This window comes from Actinomadura sp. 9N407 (assembly GCF_044326315.1).
GTDB lineage: Bacteria > Actinomycetota > Actinomycetes > Streptosporangiales > Streptosporangiaceae > Spirillospora.
In genome coordinates this window covers 24,987-41,225 of sequence record NZ_JBIRAW010000015.1, presented here as the reverse complement: position 1 = coordinate 41,225, position 16,239 = coordinate 24,987, and the positions used below count along the sequence as shown (strand labels likewise).

At 66.8% G+C, this 16,239-nt stretch carries 16 protein-coding genes; 6 read left to right on the top strand and 10 right to left on the bottom strand.

Annotated features, from left to right (window positions below; genetic code table 11):
• Positions 1-30: 30 nt before the first annotated feature.
• A complete protein-coding gene (locus tag ACH34Q_RS23700) occupies positions 31-2,001 on the bottom strand; it encodes a TNT domain-containing protein (protein ID WP_395985223.1) in 1,971 nt (656 codons plus the stop codon).
• 122 nt (positions 2,002-2,123) lie between these two features.
• Between ACH34Q_RS23700 and ACH34Q_RS23695 the strand changes: the two genes are divergently transcribed.
• Positions 2,124-2,642, top strand: a complete 519-nt coding sequence (locus tag ACH34Q_RS23695; protein WP_395985222.1) for an NADAR family protein — start codon at positions 2,124-2,126, stop codon at positions 2,640-2,642.
• An 80-nt stretch (positions 2,643-2,722) separates the two neighbouring features.
• Here the strand turns inward: ACH34Q_RS23695 and ACH34Q_RS23690 are convergent, their stop codons facing one another.
• Together ACH34Q_RS23690 and ACH34Q_RS23685 are read right to left on the bottom strand one after the other, a co-directional pair.
• Complete coding sequence (locus ACH34Q_RS23690; protein WP_395985221.1) at positions 2,723-3,604, bottom strand: LLM class flavin-dependent oxidoreductase; 882 nt, start codon at positions 3,602-3,604, stop codon at positions 2,723-2,725.
• Complete coding sequence (locus ACH34Q_RS23685) at positions 3,601-4,548, bottom strand: zinc-binding dehydrogenase (protein ID WP_395985220.1); 948 nt, start codon at positions 4,546-4,548, stop codon at positions 3,601-3,603. The genes ACH34Q_RS23690 and ACH34Q_RS23685 overlap by 4 nt, the downstream gene beginning before the upstream one ends.
• 71 nt (positions 4,549-4,619) lie before the next feature.
• Between ACH34Q_RS23685 and ACH34Q_RS23680 the strand changes: the two genes are divergently transcribed.
• Positions 4,620-4,952, top strand: a complete 333-nt coding sequence (locus ACH34Q_RS23680; protein ID WP_395985219.1) for a YnfA family protein — start codon at positions 4,620-4,622, stop codon at positions 4,950-4,952.
• On the opposite strand, the gene ACH34Q_RS23675 is transcribed toward ACH34Q_RS23680, so the two are convergent.
• Positions 4,953-6,731 carry a serine/threonine-protein kinase gene (locus tag ACH34Q_RS23675; RefSeq protein WP_395985218.1) on the bottom strand — a complete coding sequence of 593 codons (1,779 nt, stop codon included), beginning with the start codon at positions 6,729-6,731 and terminating at the stop codon, positions 4,953-4,955.
• Positions 6,732-6,912: 181 nt separating this feature from the next.
• Here ACH34Q_RS23675 and ACH34Q_RS23670 point away from each other — a divergent pair, with 181 nt between their 5' ends.
• The 3 genes from ACH34Q_RS23670 to ACH34Q_RS23660 all read left to right on the top strand — a co-directional run bounded on the left by ACH34Q_RS23670 (position 6,913) and on the right by ACH34Q_RS23660 (position 10,819).
• Positions 6,913-7,515 (top strand): hypothetical protein, encoded by a 603-nt coding sequence (locus ACH34Q_RS23670; protein WP_395985217.1) that lies wholly within the window; start codon positions 6,913-6,915, stop codon positions 7,513-7,515.
• Positions 7,516-8,353: 838 nt separating this feature from the next.
• Positions 8,354-8,851, top strand: a complete 498-nt coding sequence (locus ACH34Q_RS23665; RefSeq protein ID WP_395985216.1) for a hypothetical protein — start codon at positions 8,354-8,356, stop codon at positions 8,849-8,851.
• A 243-nt stretch (positions 8,852-9,094) separates the two neighbouring features.
• On the top strand, positions 9,095-10,819 hold the full coding sequence (locus ACH34Q_RS23660; RefSeq protein ID WP_395985215.1) for a serine/threonine-protein kinase: 1,725 nt from the start codon (positions 9,095-9,097) through the stop codon (positions 10,817-10,819).
• A 394-nt stretch (positions 10,820-11,213) separates the two neighbouring features.
• Here the strand turns inward: ACH34Q_RS23660 and ACH34Q_RS23655 are convergent, their stop codons facing one another.
• Positions 11,214-12,143 (bottom strand): NAD-dependent epimerase/dehydratase family protein, encoded by a 930-nt coding sequence (locus ACH34Q_RS23655; protein WP_395985214.1) that lies wholly within the window; start codon positions 12,141-12,143, stop codon positions 11,214-11,216.
• A 74-nt stretch (positions 12,144-12,217) separates the two neighbouring features.
• Between ACH34Q_RS23655 and ACH34Q_RS23650 the strand changes: the two genes are divergently transcribed.
• Entirely contained in the window at positions 12,218-12,886 is a 669-nt protein-coding gene (locus ACH34Q_RS23650) for a TetR/AcrR family transcriptional regulator (protein WP_395985213.1), read from the top strand.
• 253 nt (positions 12,887-13,139) lie between these two features.
• Here ACH34Q_RS23650 and ACH34Q_RS23645 read toward each other — a convergent pair whose 3' ends face one another.
• The 5 genes from ACH34Q_RS23645 to ACH34Q_RS23625 all read right to left on the bottom strand — a co-directional run bounded on the left by ACH34Q_RS23645 (position 13,140) and on the right by ACH34Q_RS23625 (position 16,179).
• Complete coding sequence (locus ACH34Q_RS23645) at positions 13,140-13,865, bottom strand: hypothetical protein (RefSeq protein WP_395985212.1); 726 nt, start codon at positions 13,863-13,865, stop codon at positions 13,140-13,142.
• Positions 13,866-13,893: 28 nt separating this feature from the next.
• On the bottom strand, positions 13,894-15,123 hold the full coding sequence (locus tag ACH34Q_RS23640; RefSeq protein WP_395985211.1) for a hypothetical protein: 1,230 nt from the start codon (positions 15,121-15,123) through the stop codon (positions 13,894-13,896).
• A 90-nt stretch (positions 15,124-15,213) separates the two neighbouring features.
• Positions 15,214-15,429 carry a DUF397 domain-containing protein gene (locus tag ACH34Q_RS23635; RefSeq protein WP_395985210.1) on the bottom strand — a complete coding sequence of 72 codons (216 nt, stop codon included), beginning with the start codon at positions 15,427-15,429 and terminating at the stop codon, positions 15,214-15,216.
• A complete protein-coding gene (locus tag ACH34Q_RS23630; protein ID WP_395985380.1) occupies positions 15,426-15,917 on the bottom strand; it encodes a DUF5753 domain-containing protein in 492 nt (163 codons plus the stop codon). Before ACH34Q_RS23630 ends, ACH34Q_RS23635 begins: the two co-directional genes overlap by 4 nt.
• The gene (locus ACH34Q_RS23625; protein ID WP_395985209.1) at positions 15,865-16,179 is read right to left on the bottom strand and encodes a helix-turn-helix domain-containing protein; all 315 of its coding nucleotides are present in this window, start codon (positions 16,177-16,179) and stop codon (positions 15,865-15,867) included. The genes ACH34Q_RS23630 and ACH34Q_RS23625 overlap by 53 nt, the downstream gene beginning before the upstream one ends.
• Positions 16,180-16,239: the final 60 nt, after the last annotated feature.

Below are 16,239 nucleotides of genomic sequence, written 5' to 3'. Positions count from 1 at the left end.
CCGTACGGGGATCGGTCGTCGCGTACGGGATCAGGCGTCGTGTACGGGGATCAGCGATCCGTCGGCGAGCAGGTCCGCGATGGATCGTTCGAAGAGGTAGGCCGTACCGCCGCCGGGCTGGTCGAACCATGGCACGGCGACCCCGGTCAGCGCGCGCAGCGGCCGTCGCAGGCGGTAGGCCTGGTACGGGCGGTTCGCCCAGTCCGGGGGCAGTGACCGTTCACCGAACGGGGTCCGTACCGCATAGGTGACGTTGCCGCCCTCGCCGCCGTACCGGTCCACGGTCGTACCGGCCGGGACCTCAAGGATCTTCCGGGACCGGAACAGCGTCAGCGGCGGCTCACCCGCCAGCGGCTCGATCGGAGTCTCCGGGGCCTGCTCCTGGGATGCGCCGGACGGCTCCGAAGGCTCGGGGCCTAGCAGGAGACAACCCAGCAGGTAGGCCGATGCCTGCCGTTCGTTGTCGAAGGCCACCTGCTCGGCGCGCGCGCCGTTCTCGGACAGGAAGACCGTCCAGCGTCCGCCCTCCGCCAGCATGCTCCACGCACCGTCCGCGATCTCGCCGATCCGGTAAGCCGAGGTGGGCACACCCAGCTCGTTCAACCGGCTCTCCAGCGCTGACGGCTCGGACAGCTCGCCCATGGGCAGCGCCAGGGTGTTGACGCGTTCAGGAGCCGGACGGCCGGTGACGGCGGTGCTCGCTACGTCCAGGGTGTCGTCGTCCAGATCGGGGACCTGGAACCCGCGCGAGCGGATGTGCGCGACGAGATCGGGTTCCGGCGGTACGCCGTGCTCTTCGAGGTAGTAGGCCACCGCTCCGGCCCAGACCCACGAGCCGTCGCTGTGGAAGGTCAGCGGTACGCGGTCGCCGCGCGAGGTGTCCAGCTGGTCCGGTGCGGACGAGCGCGCCGCCTTCACGATCGGAGCCCGCCGGAGGTACTCGACCAGGCGCGCGACCTCGCCGTCCGGTACGGCGGGACGGGACACCGACGGCCGGCCGCCGTCCGGCTCCACCTGGTCGAACACGCGAGCCTTGCGCACCCCGCCGACCTGGGCGGCGGGCTCGACGATCGTGGCGGGCGCCGGCGGCACCGAACCGGCCGGCGCGGGCCCGGCGACCTGGAGGCGGCGCTTCATCCAGTCGCGCTCGCCGTGGTTGGGGAAGAGCGCCAGTTCCAGCCGCACGTCCTGGGCCCACGGCTCGCTGTTCCAGGCCGGTTCGTCGTCGTTGGTGAACTTCGCCTGGACGCGTACCGTCCCCTCCTCGTACGCCACCCGGTAGTCGATGCGCGACCAGGTGCTCCCCTGGAAGCCGTACGTACCGGCGCGGAGGCGGTCCAGTATCGCCTTCGCCGCCGGAGGCATCGGCCACGTCAGCATCGTCTTGTCGGCACGCTGCACCATGGCCGCCGGGAACTCCGCATGGTCGCCGATCACCTGGTAGTAGCCGAACACCGTGTCCCACAGCGCGGGCGCCTGGTCCCCCACCAGGATGCTGAACTCGTTGGACAGGATCTCCATCTGCTCGATCGGGTTGAGCGCCTCGATCTCGGTGGGCGGCCGGTAGACCGGCTCGCGGTCCTCCAGCCGGTCCTTCAGCCACTCCGGCATGTGCGCGCCGTCGCGCGGCATGACGATCTGGTCGCGCCGCCAGGCGTCCACCGCGATCGGCGGGTCCCAGTTCGGATCGAAGTCGTAGTTGTAGATCGGCCGGATCGGCGAGCCGGGCTCCAGCATGAACCGGGCCGAGAACCAGGTGCCCTGCTCGGTCAGGTAGTGCGCGCGGCGCAGTTCCAGCAGCGCCTCGGTCAGCTCGGGCGGCATCGCCTCCGGCGTCACGATCTTGCCGTCCTCGGTGAGCACGCTCAGCGCCATGTCGTTCACCGCGACCGTCGCCACGCAGTGCGCGTCGATCCGGCGGCTGCCGGGCGGTGCCACCCTCGCCAGAACGTCGATGACCCGCCGCTGGACCTCCGCCATGCGCTCCTTCTGCCCGCTCACGAACCGCCCCCATATCGATCAATGCGCTGCCCGGAAGGCTACCGATTGATCGCGTATCGGGTGGTCCGCCGGTAAACCGACTTGCCCTCGTCCGATCCCTTCGGCACCCTCGGGGCATGCACATGGACGAGCTTCTCGAGCTGGAGGAACGCGCCGGACTCCCGGAGTTCGTGCTGTTCTGGGGCGGCCGGCAGCCGAAGGGCTGCCTGAGCCAGTGGTACCCGTCCACGTTCACGCTCGACGGCGTGGCGTACCCGACCGCCGAGCACTACATGATGGCCGAGAAGGCCCGTCTCTTCGGCGACGCGGCCACCGTGGACAAGATCCTCGCCAACCCGGACCCCGGCCGTGCCAAGGCCCTCGGACGCCGCGTCCGGAACTTCGACGAGGACGCCTGGGTGGCCGCGCGGTACGACATCGTCGTCCGGGGCAGCACGGCCAAGTTCGCGGCCGACGAGAAGCTGCGCGACTACCTGTTCTCCACCACCGGCAAGGTGCTGGTCGAAGCCAGCCCTCTGGACACCATCTGGGGCATCGGCTTCGACGAGCACCAGCCGGAGGCGCTGCGCCCGTCCCAGTGGCGCGGCCTCAACCTCCTCGGGTTCGCCCTGATGGACGCCCGCGAGGCGCTGCGTTCGTAACCCGCGCGGCCTTCAGTGAGCGGTGCTCAGCCGAGCACCGCGACTCAGGCGAGCACCGCGACTCAGCTGAGCGTCGCGACTCAGGCGAGTAGCGCGGCGACTTCGCCGAGCAGCTCGGTCTGGCGCATCGGGTCGTCGAGGAACGGCATCGCGATGACCCGATGCGCGCCCGCCTCCGCCAGCAGCCCGAACCGTTCCGCCGCCTGCTCCGGGCTGCCGGTGACGAGCGCCCCGCGGGCCTCGTCCTCGGTCATGCCGTAGTCGGTGAGCCCCCGTACCTGCGCGTCGATCCGTTCCGCGGGCACGTCACCGAGCCCGACGCTCACGCCGACCGTCAGCCGCGGCGCCGGACGGCCGTACTCCGCCGCCAGCTCCGCCAGCCGCCGCGCCCCCTCCGCGACCTGTGCGGGCTCGGAGAACGCCGGATACCACTCGTCCCCGAACCGTGCCGCGCGGCGCAGTGTCGCGGGCCCGCCCCCGATGACGACCGGTGGCATCGTCGCGCCCGGCGACAGCGTGACCTCCTCGCCGGCGACCTTCGTGGTCTCCCCCATGACGAGGCCCGGCAGCAGCTCCAGCGCCGCGTCGGTCCGCGCGCCGCGTTCACCGTACGGAACGCCCACAGCACGCCAGCCGGCGTCGCCGTGCACCGACCCGCCCGCGCCCACCCCCAGCAGGACGCGATCGCCGGACAGGTGCTGCAAGCTCGCGACCTGCTTGGCCGCCCACGCGACCGGCCGCAGCGCCAGGATCATGACGCCGAAGCCGATCCGTACCCGCTCGGTGACGGCGGCGGCGGTCGCCAGCCTCAGCGTGCTGTCGAGGAACGGCCGGTCCTTGGCGATCAGGTGGTCGCCGACCCACACCGATTCCAGGCCCACATCCTCGGCATGCTTGGCATGCGCGGCGACTCCCGCCGCCTGACCCACGCCCGCCGACGGCAGGTTCACTCCGACCTTCATGACCGAACCTCCAGGAGGGTCTTCCCAACAGTGGCGCGCGTTTCGATGGCCGCGTGCGCGTCGGAGGCCCGTTCCAAGGGGAAGCGTTGCCCGATCACCGGACGCAGGCGTCCCGCAGCCGCTTCCCTAAGGGCGCTCTCCGTGTACTCGCGCATGAGCACCGGGTCAGGCTTCGGCTGTACGAGCGTGACGCCCCGTTCAGCGGCCTTCTCCTCTGGGATGCCCGCCCATTCACCACTCGCGAGCCCGAAACTGACCATCCGGCCGCCCTTGGCCAGCAGATCGAACGCGGCCCGTCCGATCTCGCCGCCGACCCCGTCGAACACCACGTCCACGGCCCGTACCGAATCGGTCCAGCCCGGCCGCCCGTAGTCGACCACCTCGTCGGCGCCGAGTTCCCGCGCCAGTTCCAGCTTCCTTTCACCGCCCGCCGCCGCGACGACCGTGGCACCCGCAGCCTTGGCGAGCTGTACGAGCAGCGTGCCGACTCCCCCAGCGGCGGCCTCCACCAGGACCCGTTCCCCGGTACGTGGCGCCGCCGCCCGCAGCATCATCGTCGCCGTACGGCCATCGGCCAGCAGTGCGACCGCATCGTCCAGTCCGAGCCCCTCGGGCACCGCGAACAGCCCCGCCGCGTCCACCACGGCCCGTTCGGCATAACCGCCCGACCCGCCCATACCGGTGACGACCCGCGTCCCCAGCAGGCTTCCGTCAACGCCTTCGCCGACCGCCGCGACCACACCGCCGACCCCGTTCCCCGGAATCACGGGCAGATCGGCCTTGAACGGCGACGGCGCGCCCGACCGGAACTGGGTCTCCACGAACGTGATGTTCGCGAACGCCACGTCCACGAGCACCTGCCCGGGCCCCGCCACCGGCTCGGGAGCCGCACCGCCGACGAGCACGTCCGGCCCGCCGAATTCCGTCAACCACACTGCGCGCATCGCTTGCCTCCCCTTCGGGACAAGCCTGCAACCTCGATCGCGCTTGAGGTCAAACCAGTACTGTCACGATCATGACGATCGCCCGCTCCCTGCTGCTCTTCGCCCTGGCCGCCGTCGCCGAGATCGGCGGCGCCTGGCTGATCTGGCAGGGCGTCCGCGAGCACCGCGGCATCGCCTGGATGGGCGCGGGCGTCATCGCGCTCGGCCTGTACGGCTTCGTCGCCACCCTCCAGCCCGACGCCCACTTCGGCCGCATCCTGGCCGCGTACGGCGGCGTCTTCGTCGCCGGTTCCCTCCTGTGGGGCATGGCCCTCGACGGCTACCGCCCCGACCGCTACGACATCGCCGGCGCCCTCATCTGCCTGGCCGGCGTCGCCGTCATCATGTACGCCCCGCGCAACTGACTACGTACGCTGCGGCGACGCAGCGGGCAGCATCTTCACGATCTCGGGCTTCAGCAGGTCCTTGACCTTGGAATACGGCGCCGTGAGCCGGTCGTAGAAGCAGGTACTCCCTCCGGTCGACCAGTTGATCTCGAAGCCGTCGGCCGTGAAGAACGCCGTCGCCACCGCAGTCCCGAGCTCGGCGTCCTTACGCGGATAGAAGTGCGATCGCTGAGGCCCGCCGTGCACGCACCCGAGCGATCCCCAAAAATCCTGCCCGCCGGGCAGACTCTCAGTGGCTTCGCTGCGCAGCCGCCCCCAGAGGGTCTTCACGCCACTCGCGCTGAGAGTGCCGGGCAGGAACACGTCGTCCGCCGTCAGCGCACGCCCCGTCTTCAGATTCACCGTCACCGCGCGCCCGGGCATCACCCCATCGGCCGGCGCACAGTACCGCGACTTCACCGAGTAGACGGCGGAGATCAGGTCGGGCCCCTTGAGCCCCATCTTCGCCGTCGTACTGGCCTGAGCGTCCTGGGTGCACTGCGCGCCCATTTCCTTGGTGGAGGTCCTGAGGTAGGCGATGGTCTCGTCCAAGGGCGCCCGCAGCGCCTGGTTGATGCGCTTCTGCATGGCCGGGTCGCGATGCCCGGAGATCTGCACGTACTGCGCGTTCTGCACCACGAGCCGTGCATCGGTGAACGTCTGGTTGTACGTAGAGATGCTCGCCGCCACCGGCCGCACCGGAGGCAGCGGGTCGTCCCCGAACGTATTCAACGCGACGGTCGCTCCCGTACCCGCCACCACGGCCGCTCCCGCGACGGCCACAGCGACCTTGGCACCAACACCCCCGAAAATCCCCGCACTGGGCGCGGCCGCGCCACCGCCAACGGCACTCCCGGTCGCGACGGTGCCCACCGCGACCGGTGCCGCAGGAGCGAGCCCTGCCGCCACCAAGGGGAACAACGCCGCCAACGCGACCGCCGTACCAGCCAGGGCACGAACGCCTCGCTGCTCCCAATCAGCGCCATACGCGGCCGAAGCCGACCGTTCCAACTCCTCCACGAACGCCGCCGCCCCATAGGGCCGCTCCCCCGGCGCCTTGGCCATCCCCCGCGTGACCAACTCGCGCAACGCCTCCGGCAGCACGTCCACCGGAACAGACCCGTTCAGGTGCTGGCCCATCAGTTCGGGCCCCGCCCCCGTAAAGGGCCGCCGCCCCGTCACACACTCGAAGAAGACACAGGTGGCCGCGTACACGTCCGCAGCCGGTGTCGCAGGCTCGCCCCGCCACTGCTCCGGCGGCATGTACGCGGGCGTACCGGACCTACCGTCCGCACCCTGCGGCACCGCGATCCCGAAGTCGATGAGCTTGCTCAACCCATCGGCCTGCACGACCACGTTCGCGGGCTTGTAATCGCGGTGCACGACCCCGACCGCATGCGCCGCCGCCAACCCCAGCAACGACCCCTTGAGAACCGTCAGCGACGCCTCAGCCCCCAGCGCCCCATGCTCGGACAGCACCCGCTTCAACGAGACCCCGTTGACCGCCTCCATGACGATCGCGGCCCCGTGGTCACCCTCCACCAGCTGGTACAGCCGCGCCACATGCCGGTCCGACACCCGTCCCAGCAGCACGGCCTCATGCCGGAGCCGCTCGAACTCCTGCCCGGACCCCTCGTTCAGGTACTTGATCGCCACCGGAGTCCCGGCCGTCCGATGCCGGGCCAGCACAACACGGCCCTGCGCCCCGGCGCCCAACTCCCGGACCTCATCGAACCCATCGATTCGCCACTCGCTCATCGCGCACCCTCCCACCCTGATCATCGAACACTCACGATGGGATCGCCGGACATCACGGAAAGTTCATGGCCTCAGGTAACGAACCTTTCCGCAACGAAGCTCTTTTCCCACACCACACTCCTCTGTAAGCTTTCGCGCGTACTCCGCCCCGTTAGTCGAGACTGGACGATCAGGGATGGCGATGCACGCCCGGTTGGTACGTACCTCCCCGCACGGGCGTCCTTGCGTACGACCGACCCTCGTACTGGCCGCTCTCCTAGCCACCGCTGCCCTGACGGCCTGCGGCCAGCAGTCCTCCTCGGGCGACTTCAAGCCCAACGGCTCCCTGGCGAGCACGTCCCCGCAGAACGACGCCCCCGCCGGCACCGCCGCCCCCTCGGCCCTCCCGACCGCCCAGGTCAACAAGACCGTCCTCGACGTCTACCGCGAGTACCAGCGCGTCTACAAGCGGGTGTACGAGTCCAACGACCCGACGGACCTGACCACGGTCGCCATGGACCCGCTGCTCGGCCAGATCACCCGCGATGTCGAGCAGACCAAGGCCAAGGGCGAGATCTGGCGCTTCACCAACATCTCCAACGCGAAGGTCTACGCCCGGGCCAAGGACGGACAGACCGTCTACGTCATCGACTGCCTCCGTACCCTCGCGAGCTACCGCTTCTCCGCCAAGACCGGCAAACGCATCGGCGGCAGCGAAGGAGCGTCCTACCTTCACCGCACCGCCGTCCGCTACGACGCCGGCACCTGGAAGGTCTCCGAGACCGTACGGGACGACAAATGCTGACCCCCCGCCTGCCGCGCCCCACCGCACGCGCGGCCCCCGCCCGCTCGAACGGGACGCCACCCCCAAGTCCAGCGGCAAGCAGGGAAGGACCCTCCATGCCCCACGCCCACCGCCCCCGACGCCTGAAGGCTTTGGCAGGCGCATCCCTGACAGCCGCCGCCCTGGCCACGCCCTTCCTAGGCGTCCTCCCCGCCCACGCCGCCCCCTGCGGAATCGGCACGAACGTCCCGGTCTGCTTCCCGGAAAGCGACGGAAGCCAGACCGGCGGAGGAGGCGGCACAGGGGGCGGCGGCGGATCCGGCACGATCCCCACTCTCGTCCGTGACGAGGAAGGACTGGGGTTCGGAGGCGATCCCGAGGTAGCGCCCACAGCCGCACCGCCCGCCACCATCGATCTTGCTGAAAAGGCCCGTGCATCGACACCGATGCCGGTTCCCACCGTGCACACCGCCCCAGACGGCAAGACATATGTCAAGATGCGCACCGCACTCTGGATAGACGGCTTCGAAACAGTACGAACCCCACCTGCTTCGGCGGGTGACCAAGTTGTCCAGGCCACGGCGACCCCACGATCCGTAACGTGGAACCTCGGCGAGACGACCATCATCTGCAACAGCCCAGGCAGCGAGAACGGAACGGAGTGCAGCCACATCTACCAACGCTCTTCGGCCAATGCTCCCAGCGGGGCTTACCAGATTATGGCGACCATCACTTGGGACGTCACCTGGACTTGCGAAGGGTCGGAATGCGACGCTCCCAGCGGCACTCTCGGAAGCCTGACCTCACCCTCGGCAGCCGCGCCACTGGTCGTGAGCGAGATCCAGACCAACACTCGACAATGAAGGCGATCAGCCACGGCAGGTCCCGCATAAGGTCCTACAGCGTACTGCTGGCCGTCTCAGTCTTGACGTTGGCCAGTTGCGGCGGTGACGAAAATAAGGCCGTTCCTTCACAGAGTGCGGCCCCCACGCCCGCGCCACCACCCACATACACAGAGAAACAAGTCGAAAAAGGCTTGCTGACTCCAGGAGAGATCAGCCCCAAGGTCAAGGAAATCAGTACCGTCGCAGAAGTCCTGAAGAATGGCGGCGTGCCCATCTGTTCACTTGCCGCCGCCAAACTCCCAGGGAACGCCCATATCACAAGCCGCCAGTTCAACAGCAAGGAGAGCGGGAAGGGCGATATTCAATATACACAGGTACTGGCTCTCTATGACACTCCCCCCACAGCCATGGCCGCCTTCGAGGCACTAAAGAAAAAGGCCAACTCCTGTCCACCCAAACAAAACGTGCCACCAAAAAAAAATCCGCGAGAACTTTACCCTTTATGCCCATAAGGATACTTGGAAGGTCAACGAAAGTAACCTTATCGAATGGACTTGGCTCCGAGGAACAGAGCAACAAGAATATTCACCATCGACCACCAAGTACAATATCCTCCACGTACTGTATGATTATACGGTGCGGGGTAATCTAGTCGTCGCTACAATGTATTCCGAGCGGACAGAACCCAAGAAGCCGGGTGATCCGATCGCGAAGCGGGCGACCGAGGTGTTGACCAAGCAACTGCGGAATATCGGATGAAACCGGGGAGCTGGCAGCTCCCCGGCTACGTCGAAGTCCAGGAGCTGGGGGCGGGGGCTCAGGGGCGTGTGGTTCTGGCCCGGCACGAATTCTCCGGTGCACAGTTCGCGATCAAATACCTCTCCTCGAACCTGCTCAGCGACACCCGTGCACGCGAGATATTCCGCAATGAGGCCGAACTGCTCAAACGGGTGACCAACCCGCACGTGACGCGCCTCATCGACTACATCGATTCGCCGCAAGGCGCGGCGATCATCATGGAAGCGGTTCCCGGGCACTCCCTACGCAGAGTGCTGGACAGGCACGGACAGCCGTTGACACCTGAGACGGCGCTGATCCTTCTTAAGGGTTCTCTCCAGGGACTCGCTGCCGCACATTCCGTTGGTGTGATTCACCGCGACTACAAGCCCGCCAACGTCATTGTACGGAACGACGGTCAGAGTAAATTGCTCGACTTCGGTGTCGCAGGCCTGTCCGGCCAGGGCGGCATCATGGGCACTCCTGCTTACATGGCTCCCGAGCAGTGGGCGGGAGGGCCCGCTACACCCGCGACGGACGTTTATGCCGCTACCTGCGTCTTCTACGAGTGCGTGACAGGACACAAGCCGTACGGCGCCACCACGCAACCGGGTCTGCGAGCCCAGCACATCACCGCTCCCCTGCCCGTGGAGGACGTGCCAGAGCCGTTGCGACCTCTGATCGTCCAGGGAATGGCCAAGGATCCAGGCCGACGTCAGTGGGACATCTCGTCTTTCACCAGCGAGCTCGAAGGCCTGGCCACAGCGAACTACGGTCCGGACTGGGAACGGCGCGGTCTGGTCGCCCTCGGAGCGGCTGCCGCTGTCCTCACAGCGACCATTCCTGTCACCTTTCTAAGCGGGGGCATCCTTTCGCCAGGAGCCGTGGTCGGGACAACCAGCGAAGCAGGACACGCGCTGGGAAGCCAGGGCCTACTCACGAAGATCGGCGGGGTGAAGGGCGCCGCCTCGGCCGGAGCCGCGACCGCGGCAGCCGTCATGGTCGTGGTCCTCTTCTGGCCGGAGGGCGCCACCGTCGGTGGAACCTCGTCCGGCGACTACCGTGCCTACTTCCACCGCCCTGGGGTCGTCCTTGACAATGCGACGATTCCTGACGGCGACAGTACCGCGAGTCCGACCATCAGAGAGAAGAACACGATCTCGCCGGCCCGCGTACGCGCAGGGACCCGATTCCAGCTGGAAAATGCCTCACTCGCACGCACACCATGGGGCCTACAGTATCTAGGCCCAGGAAATTTCCGTTGCCACTCTCCTAATTCTGAGCGAGGCGACGCATATCACAGCGGCTATACCGTGGGCTTGGGAAGCGATAGTGACTACAAGGGGAAGAACGCGCCTCCGGTCGCGTGGCTCTACCCAAGTGACGATAGAGAATCCAAGGGCATACCGACCGGAACACCCATCATGCTCGTAGGCAAGTACATCAAAAAGGATGGCAACAATAAGGGATGGTACGACTACAAGCTGTGCGCTTGGACGTTCGACTCCGTCAACATCAGCGAGTTCGTCATCCCAACCCCTAAAACTCTCAAGCCGGGGAGATACAAGGTCGCACGGTTCAATCCCGTCGGGATAGGTGTAACGAAATCCGAAGTGAATGAACGCCGGGTTATAATCGATCCCGATTCGGCGGGCGCACGCGTTGAGGGTTCGCTTCCCACTCTTACGGTTCTGGCACGTTAGGCGACAAGACTCGTAGACCATCTGAGCCCAGCCGTCCTAGCGAACGAGCGCGGAGGGCTGGAGTCTCCGCCGTCGCGTTGAGGCGTCATCGCCGAAGCGTCGGGGAAGACCGGATCGTCCGAGAGGACGAGCGCTGAGGGGACCAGCGCCTGGGGCGCCGAGGCCGCCTACTAGCGAGCGGACTCGGCTCTTGCGCGGCTCGCGGGTTTATAACCGGCCTCCATCCGCTTGCAGAGGCCGGCGCATCGCTTGCAACTCGTCCAGCATCCACGGGTTGGCAGCCCGCCCTGGGGTTGGCTCCGAGCCCGTGGCGGTCGCGGCATGTTGACGCGGGTTTCACGGTTGGATGTGGGGCTTCGCAGAGCAGCCAGCTATCTCCGCCGGCGGGTCGGGATCAGGACTTGGTCCGGTACCAGGCGAGGGTGGCTCGGATGGCCTCGGCGTGCGGGGTGGTGGGCGCGCCGAATGCCTTCTCGTACTTGGAGTGGTCGACGATGAACGACCGCTCGCTCTGGTGGAGGGTCTCCCGCACGTCGCGCATCGTCGCGTTGACCAGGCTGAGGGCGCCGATCGCGGGCTTGGGGAGCACGCTCAGCTTGGGCTTGGCGCCCACCTCGGCGTAGACGAGTTCGACGAACTCGCGGGTCGTCAGGGTGGGGGCGCTGGGTACGTGCCAGGCCTGGCCGTAGGCGGTCTCGTTCGAGCCGAGGACGACCAAGGCTCGGGCGAAGTCGTCGATGAAGGTGTAGGTGTGCGGGGTCTCGACGCCGGGAAGGAGCTTGGCGGCCTTGCCGCCGAGCGCGGCGGGGAACACCCGGTCGCCCATGTTCGAGACGGTCACGTGCGGGCCGAAAAAGTCCGAGGCACGGCCGATCGTCGCGCGGACACGGCCGTCCCGGTGGGCGCTCATCAAGGTCTCGGCGAGCTCCGCGCGTACGCGCTCCTTGGGGCCCTGCGGCGCGTACGGCAGTTCCTCGGTGAGCGGGCCGGTGACGGGGCCGTAGGCGTAGAGGTTGTCGGCGTAGACGACAGAGGCACCGTGCTCGGCGGCGCCGCCGACGATGTTGTCCATCAGCGGCGCGAGGTGGCTCGTCCAGGACGGCCGGGGCACCGACGCGCAGTGGTAGACCACCTCGGCTCCGTCGAAGGCCTTGGCCGCGGCGGTGGAGTCGGTGAGGTCGGCGGCGACCGGCTCGGCTCCCGGGACGGCGGCGCGGCCGCTGCGGGACACCAGCCGGACCGGCCGGCCCGCGTCGAGCAGGGCACGGGTGACGGCGAGGCCGAGGGGCCCCGCTCCGCAGACGATGTCAGTGTGATTGCTCATGCCAGCTCCCTTAGATAGGCTTGCGTTCACAACATACAGTAAATTTCGCAATAGGGTCTAACGAAGGTCATCGGATGTCAGACGAAACGCCGCGCGAGCGCTACCGCCGCCAGATCCGCCAGGAGGCACTGAGTGCCGCGCTGGACCAGCTGATCGAACGAGGGGCCGCCGCCCTGTCGGTCAACGCGGTCGCCAAGCACCTCGGATTGAGCGGTCCCGCGCTGTACCGCTACTTCTCAGGACGCGACGAGCTGCTCACCGAACTCCTCGTCGACGCCTACGCCGAGCTGGCCGATGTCCTGGAAGCGGCCGCACACCGCGACGGGTCGGCCGCTGCGCGGCTGCGTGCGCTCGCCGAGGCGTACCGCGAATGGGCGCTCGCGCATGCCCAGCGCTATCTGCTGATCTTCGGTACGCCCGTCCCCGGCTACGACGCGCCCACCGAACGCACGACTCCGCACGCGCAGCGGGCCCTGGGCGTCATCATGGCCGTCCACGCCTCGGAGCCTCCCCGGCGTGCGGTCCGTACGAACGCGGCGGCCGACGCGGCCTGCGCCGACTGGGCCGCCCGCGCCGGAGCCCCATCACTGGACGGCTCACTCGTACGGTCGGCGATCACCTTCTGGACCCGACTCCACGGAATCGTCTCCCTGGAGATCGAGGGACACTTCGCTGCGACGCTCCCCGAGGCTGCGCTGATCTACGCCGCCGAGGTCGACGAACTCGTCGCCCCTTGGGAGTGAGTTCCCAAGCCAGGGAGGGTGAAGCCCGCGGGTGTCGCTGCGCGGGCTCTGGTCGGTGAGGAAAGTGTCCTTCGAGGTGATCTTCAGCCCGGCGGGTAGGCCGCCGGGCTCCGTTGCCGCGCGACCAGGAGCAGTTCAACGTCGCCACCCCGTCCGCGACGTTCGTCGCTGCTTCGCGTATGCCGGGCGTACGTCACGGTCGGCGGGGCGGCCTGGGATGTGGCGGTCGATGGGCCCGTCGTGAACGACAAGGTCAGACGGGCGGCATCAGATCGCTCTCGCTGACGGTGTACGTCAGCAGGGGGTAGACGAAGTCCGTTTCATTGTTCTCACGACGCCGTAGCTGGTAGAACTCGCGCCTCTGCTCATCATCGGCCTGCATGAGGCGCGCACCCTGCGGGAGGTAGACGTGTCCGTCACGAAACCGAACGAAGGTCTTTGACGTTCGAAAGGTGACGCCCAACCATTGGTTGTCCGCCGGCTGGACGGGCGCGTCCAGTACGATCTTGTGCTTGAGTCGCCGATTCGAGTCGACTGAAAACGCGACGACACTGCTGTGGGCGAGGGGGATCTCGAACTTCTCGCCACCGGACCCCTTTGACTCGAAGATCAGCTTCCTTGGCGGGCCCGCTTCGGGGTGCCGGTAGCAGGAGAAAACGGCGATGAACGACCCGTCGGCCAGATCGAGGGCTTGGTCGGAATGACTGCCCATGGTCTTGTAGGCGTTCGTGTAGCTCTCGATGAGAGCGTTGTTGAAGCCGACCGAAAGCGCCGCACGTTCTTGGATCTGCTGCGCCAGCCGTTCGTGCACCGCCCGGAAACGCTGCGTCGGGCTGCTGTATCGAGTGGTGGTACGTACGAGAGGCACGCCGTCCGTCTCGTCGATCTTGGTGAGAACGGCGCCGCGTCGGCCTTTTCCTACGTCGTCCAAACGAGCCGACGCGGACAGCTCCGCAAAGAGATTCTCCTCGGTCGGCAAAGCGCACGAGAGGATCTCATCCTGGATCCTAATCTCGGGGGGCAACGTAGTCTCCCGTGTTCATGCTGAAGAGAAACTCGTCGCCGTAATCAATGAAGGACGATGTCTTGTTCTCCTCGGCGTACAGCCTGCGCAACTCATCCATGCCCGCCGGCGTGGGTGGCCCCAGCTTCACCAGATCTTCGCCCACTTTGAGGAACGTTTCGCCGTCCTTGTGAAGGGCTTCGGCGCTCGAACAGCGCACCACGTATCCCAGGCGGATCGGGAGCAACTCGGCGTCCAACGCCGAGGGCCGGATCTCGTGCGTATACAGGCGGTTGGTGGACAGCGGCATGAAGAACACGGAGCCGGGATAGAGAGTCACAGTGAACTGCGTGGGGAGCGCGCCTCTGTCGCCGTTTTCGGTCGGCTCCTTGAGGCGAAAGCGCAACTTGGTCAGCCCGCTGGCACCCTTCACACCGTAGTCGAAGGCGTCTTCGGCCAGGGGTTGCAGCTTGTCGAGCCGGTCATAGAACGTGCAGAAGGCCATGATGCCGTTGACGGGCATGTCCTTGGTCTTGTCGGCATGGGCCGAGATCTTGGCCTTGGACTGCTTGCGCACGCCCGTGGCAGGAGTGTTGTGGTAAGTCTGAGCGAGGACGTGATTCAGCGGCGCCTGGTCCCGGAAGACGGTGGCGGCCTCGCGGTTCAGAGCCTCGACGATGTCCGTGTCGGTCGGACGAAAGCTCTCGGTCGGTCCCGAGAGATTCGTGGAGCACCGGAGCAGGCGGAAATGTAGTTCGTCACCGTTTCGCGTGACGGGCGTCAGGTAGATTCCACTGCGGTGTGCTGTTCCAGGCTTGTTCGACTCCGTCAGGGACTGGAACGCATGCTCCGCACGGATCCGTCCGAAGTGGTCGGCGCCGAGGTCGAAGAAGCGGCGGTAGTACACGCCGGCGCCGTATACGCGGATGGGAACCTGGCCGATGTCGACGAGGGTCCAAGGTTTGTCGACGTCCTCGCGGTAACCGTGTGACAACTCCCGGATGACGAAGACCCGGTCCGCCGCATGCAGTTGGCGGCCGCTGATCCCGGATACATCGCCACACAGGTAGACGGTCTTCTGCGCGAGGTCGAGCGAACCAGAAGCAAGGTCCTCTGGCGTGATCGCGGACCCGAAAAAGTCCCTGATCAAGTCATTATCATGCAACGTCGAAGGCGCGACCAGGACGTTCCTCGCATCCTCGATGCGGGCTTCTCTCAACTCTGTGGCGTTCATCAAACCGTACCTGTCATTCGCACTCCGAAACATGAACGCGCGTGGCCGACCAGATGGTCTACCGGTCCGCAAGATTATCTTGCTTACATATCAGGGCCCTTGGATATCTAGGGCTCCCGCCCTGATCTGGCCGATCAGAGCACTCCAGGCCGGGCCCGCCAGGTAGACGTACGGGCCGTGCGGGTCCTTCGAGTCGCGCAGTGTGACTGTCCTGCCGACTGGCGCCACCTCGACACAGGCGCTGCCCTGACCGCCGCTTCTTTTACTCTTGCGCCAGGCGTGTTCTGCGGGACGTGGATCGTTCATGGTTTCCTTTGAAGGTCCTCAATGACTTGCTCAATCAAGGCTAGAGAGGCGGCTTTGGACAGGGCCGACTTTTGCAGGCTTTCAAAGACCAAAGTACACCTTCTGACTTCTGCGGCAAGGTCCGAATACACCGCGCCGAGCACATGGTTCGCCAGCACGATTCGGTGCGCCGGCCTCACGTCCAGGATGATGAACGGGCCGTCGAGTGCGGCGTGCGCGCCGGCGTCGTACGGAATGACCTGGAGCGTGATGTGGTCGAGACGTGCCAACTCTTGGAGGAGTTCGAGTTGGTCGGTCATCACCGCTCGACCACCCATGACTTGACGCAAGGCCGCCACACCGATGATCGCGTGTATGGGAGGCGGGTTGCCACAGGTCAGGAGGCGCTGCCGCCCCATGCGGAGGCCCACGAACCGGTCCACGGTCTCCTGCGGGTCACCAAGCGGGACCGCCGTGATGACGGCTCGGGCGTACTCCTCGGTCTGCAGCAGGCCTGGAATGAGGTTGGGCTCGTACGTGCGGATCGCCTCGGCGGAGGGCGGGGTCCTTGACGTCGTAGTGGTCGAGGATCCGGTCGAGTTCGCGGTTCCAGAGCCTGACCTGGCCGTTCTCGTACTTGCTGATGGAGGACGGGGAACGGTTGAGCAGGCGGCCGGCCTCGTGCACCGAGAGGCCTGCGGATTCGCGGATGCGGCGCAGTTCGATGCCCACGCGGCGGAGGCGGATGGTCGGGCCGCTCTCGTGCGTCATGTCACTACGTGAGCATATTCGGCCACTCAGCGCTACCGATTCGCGGTACGGGAAACGTTT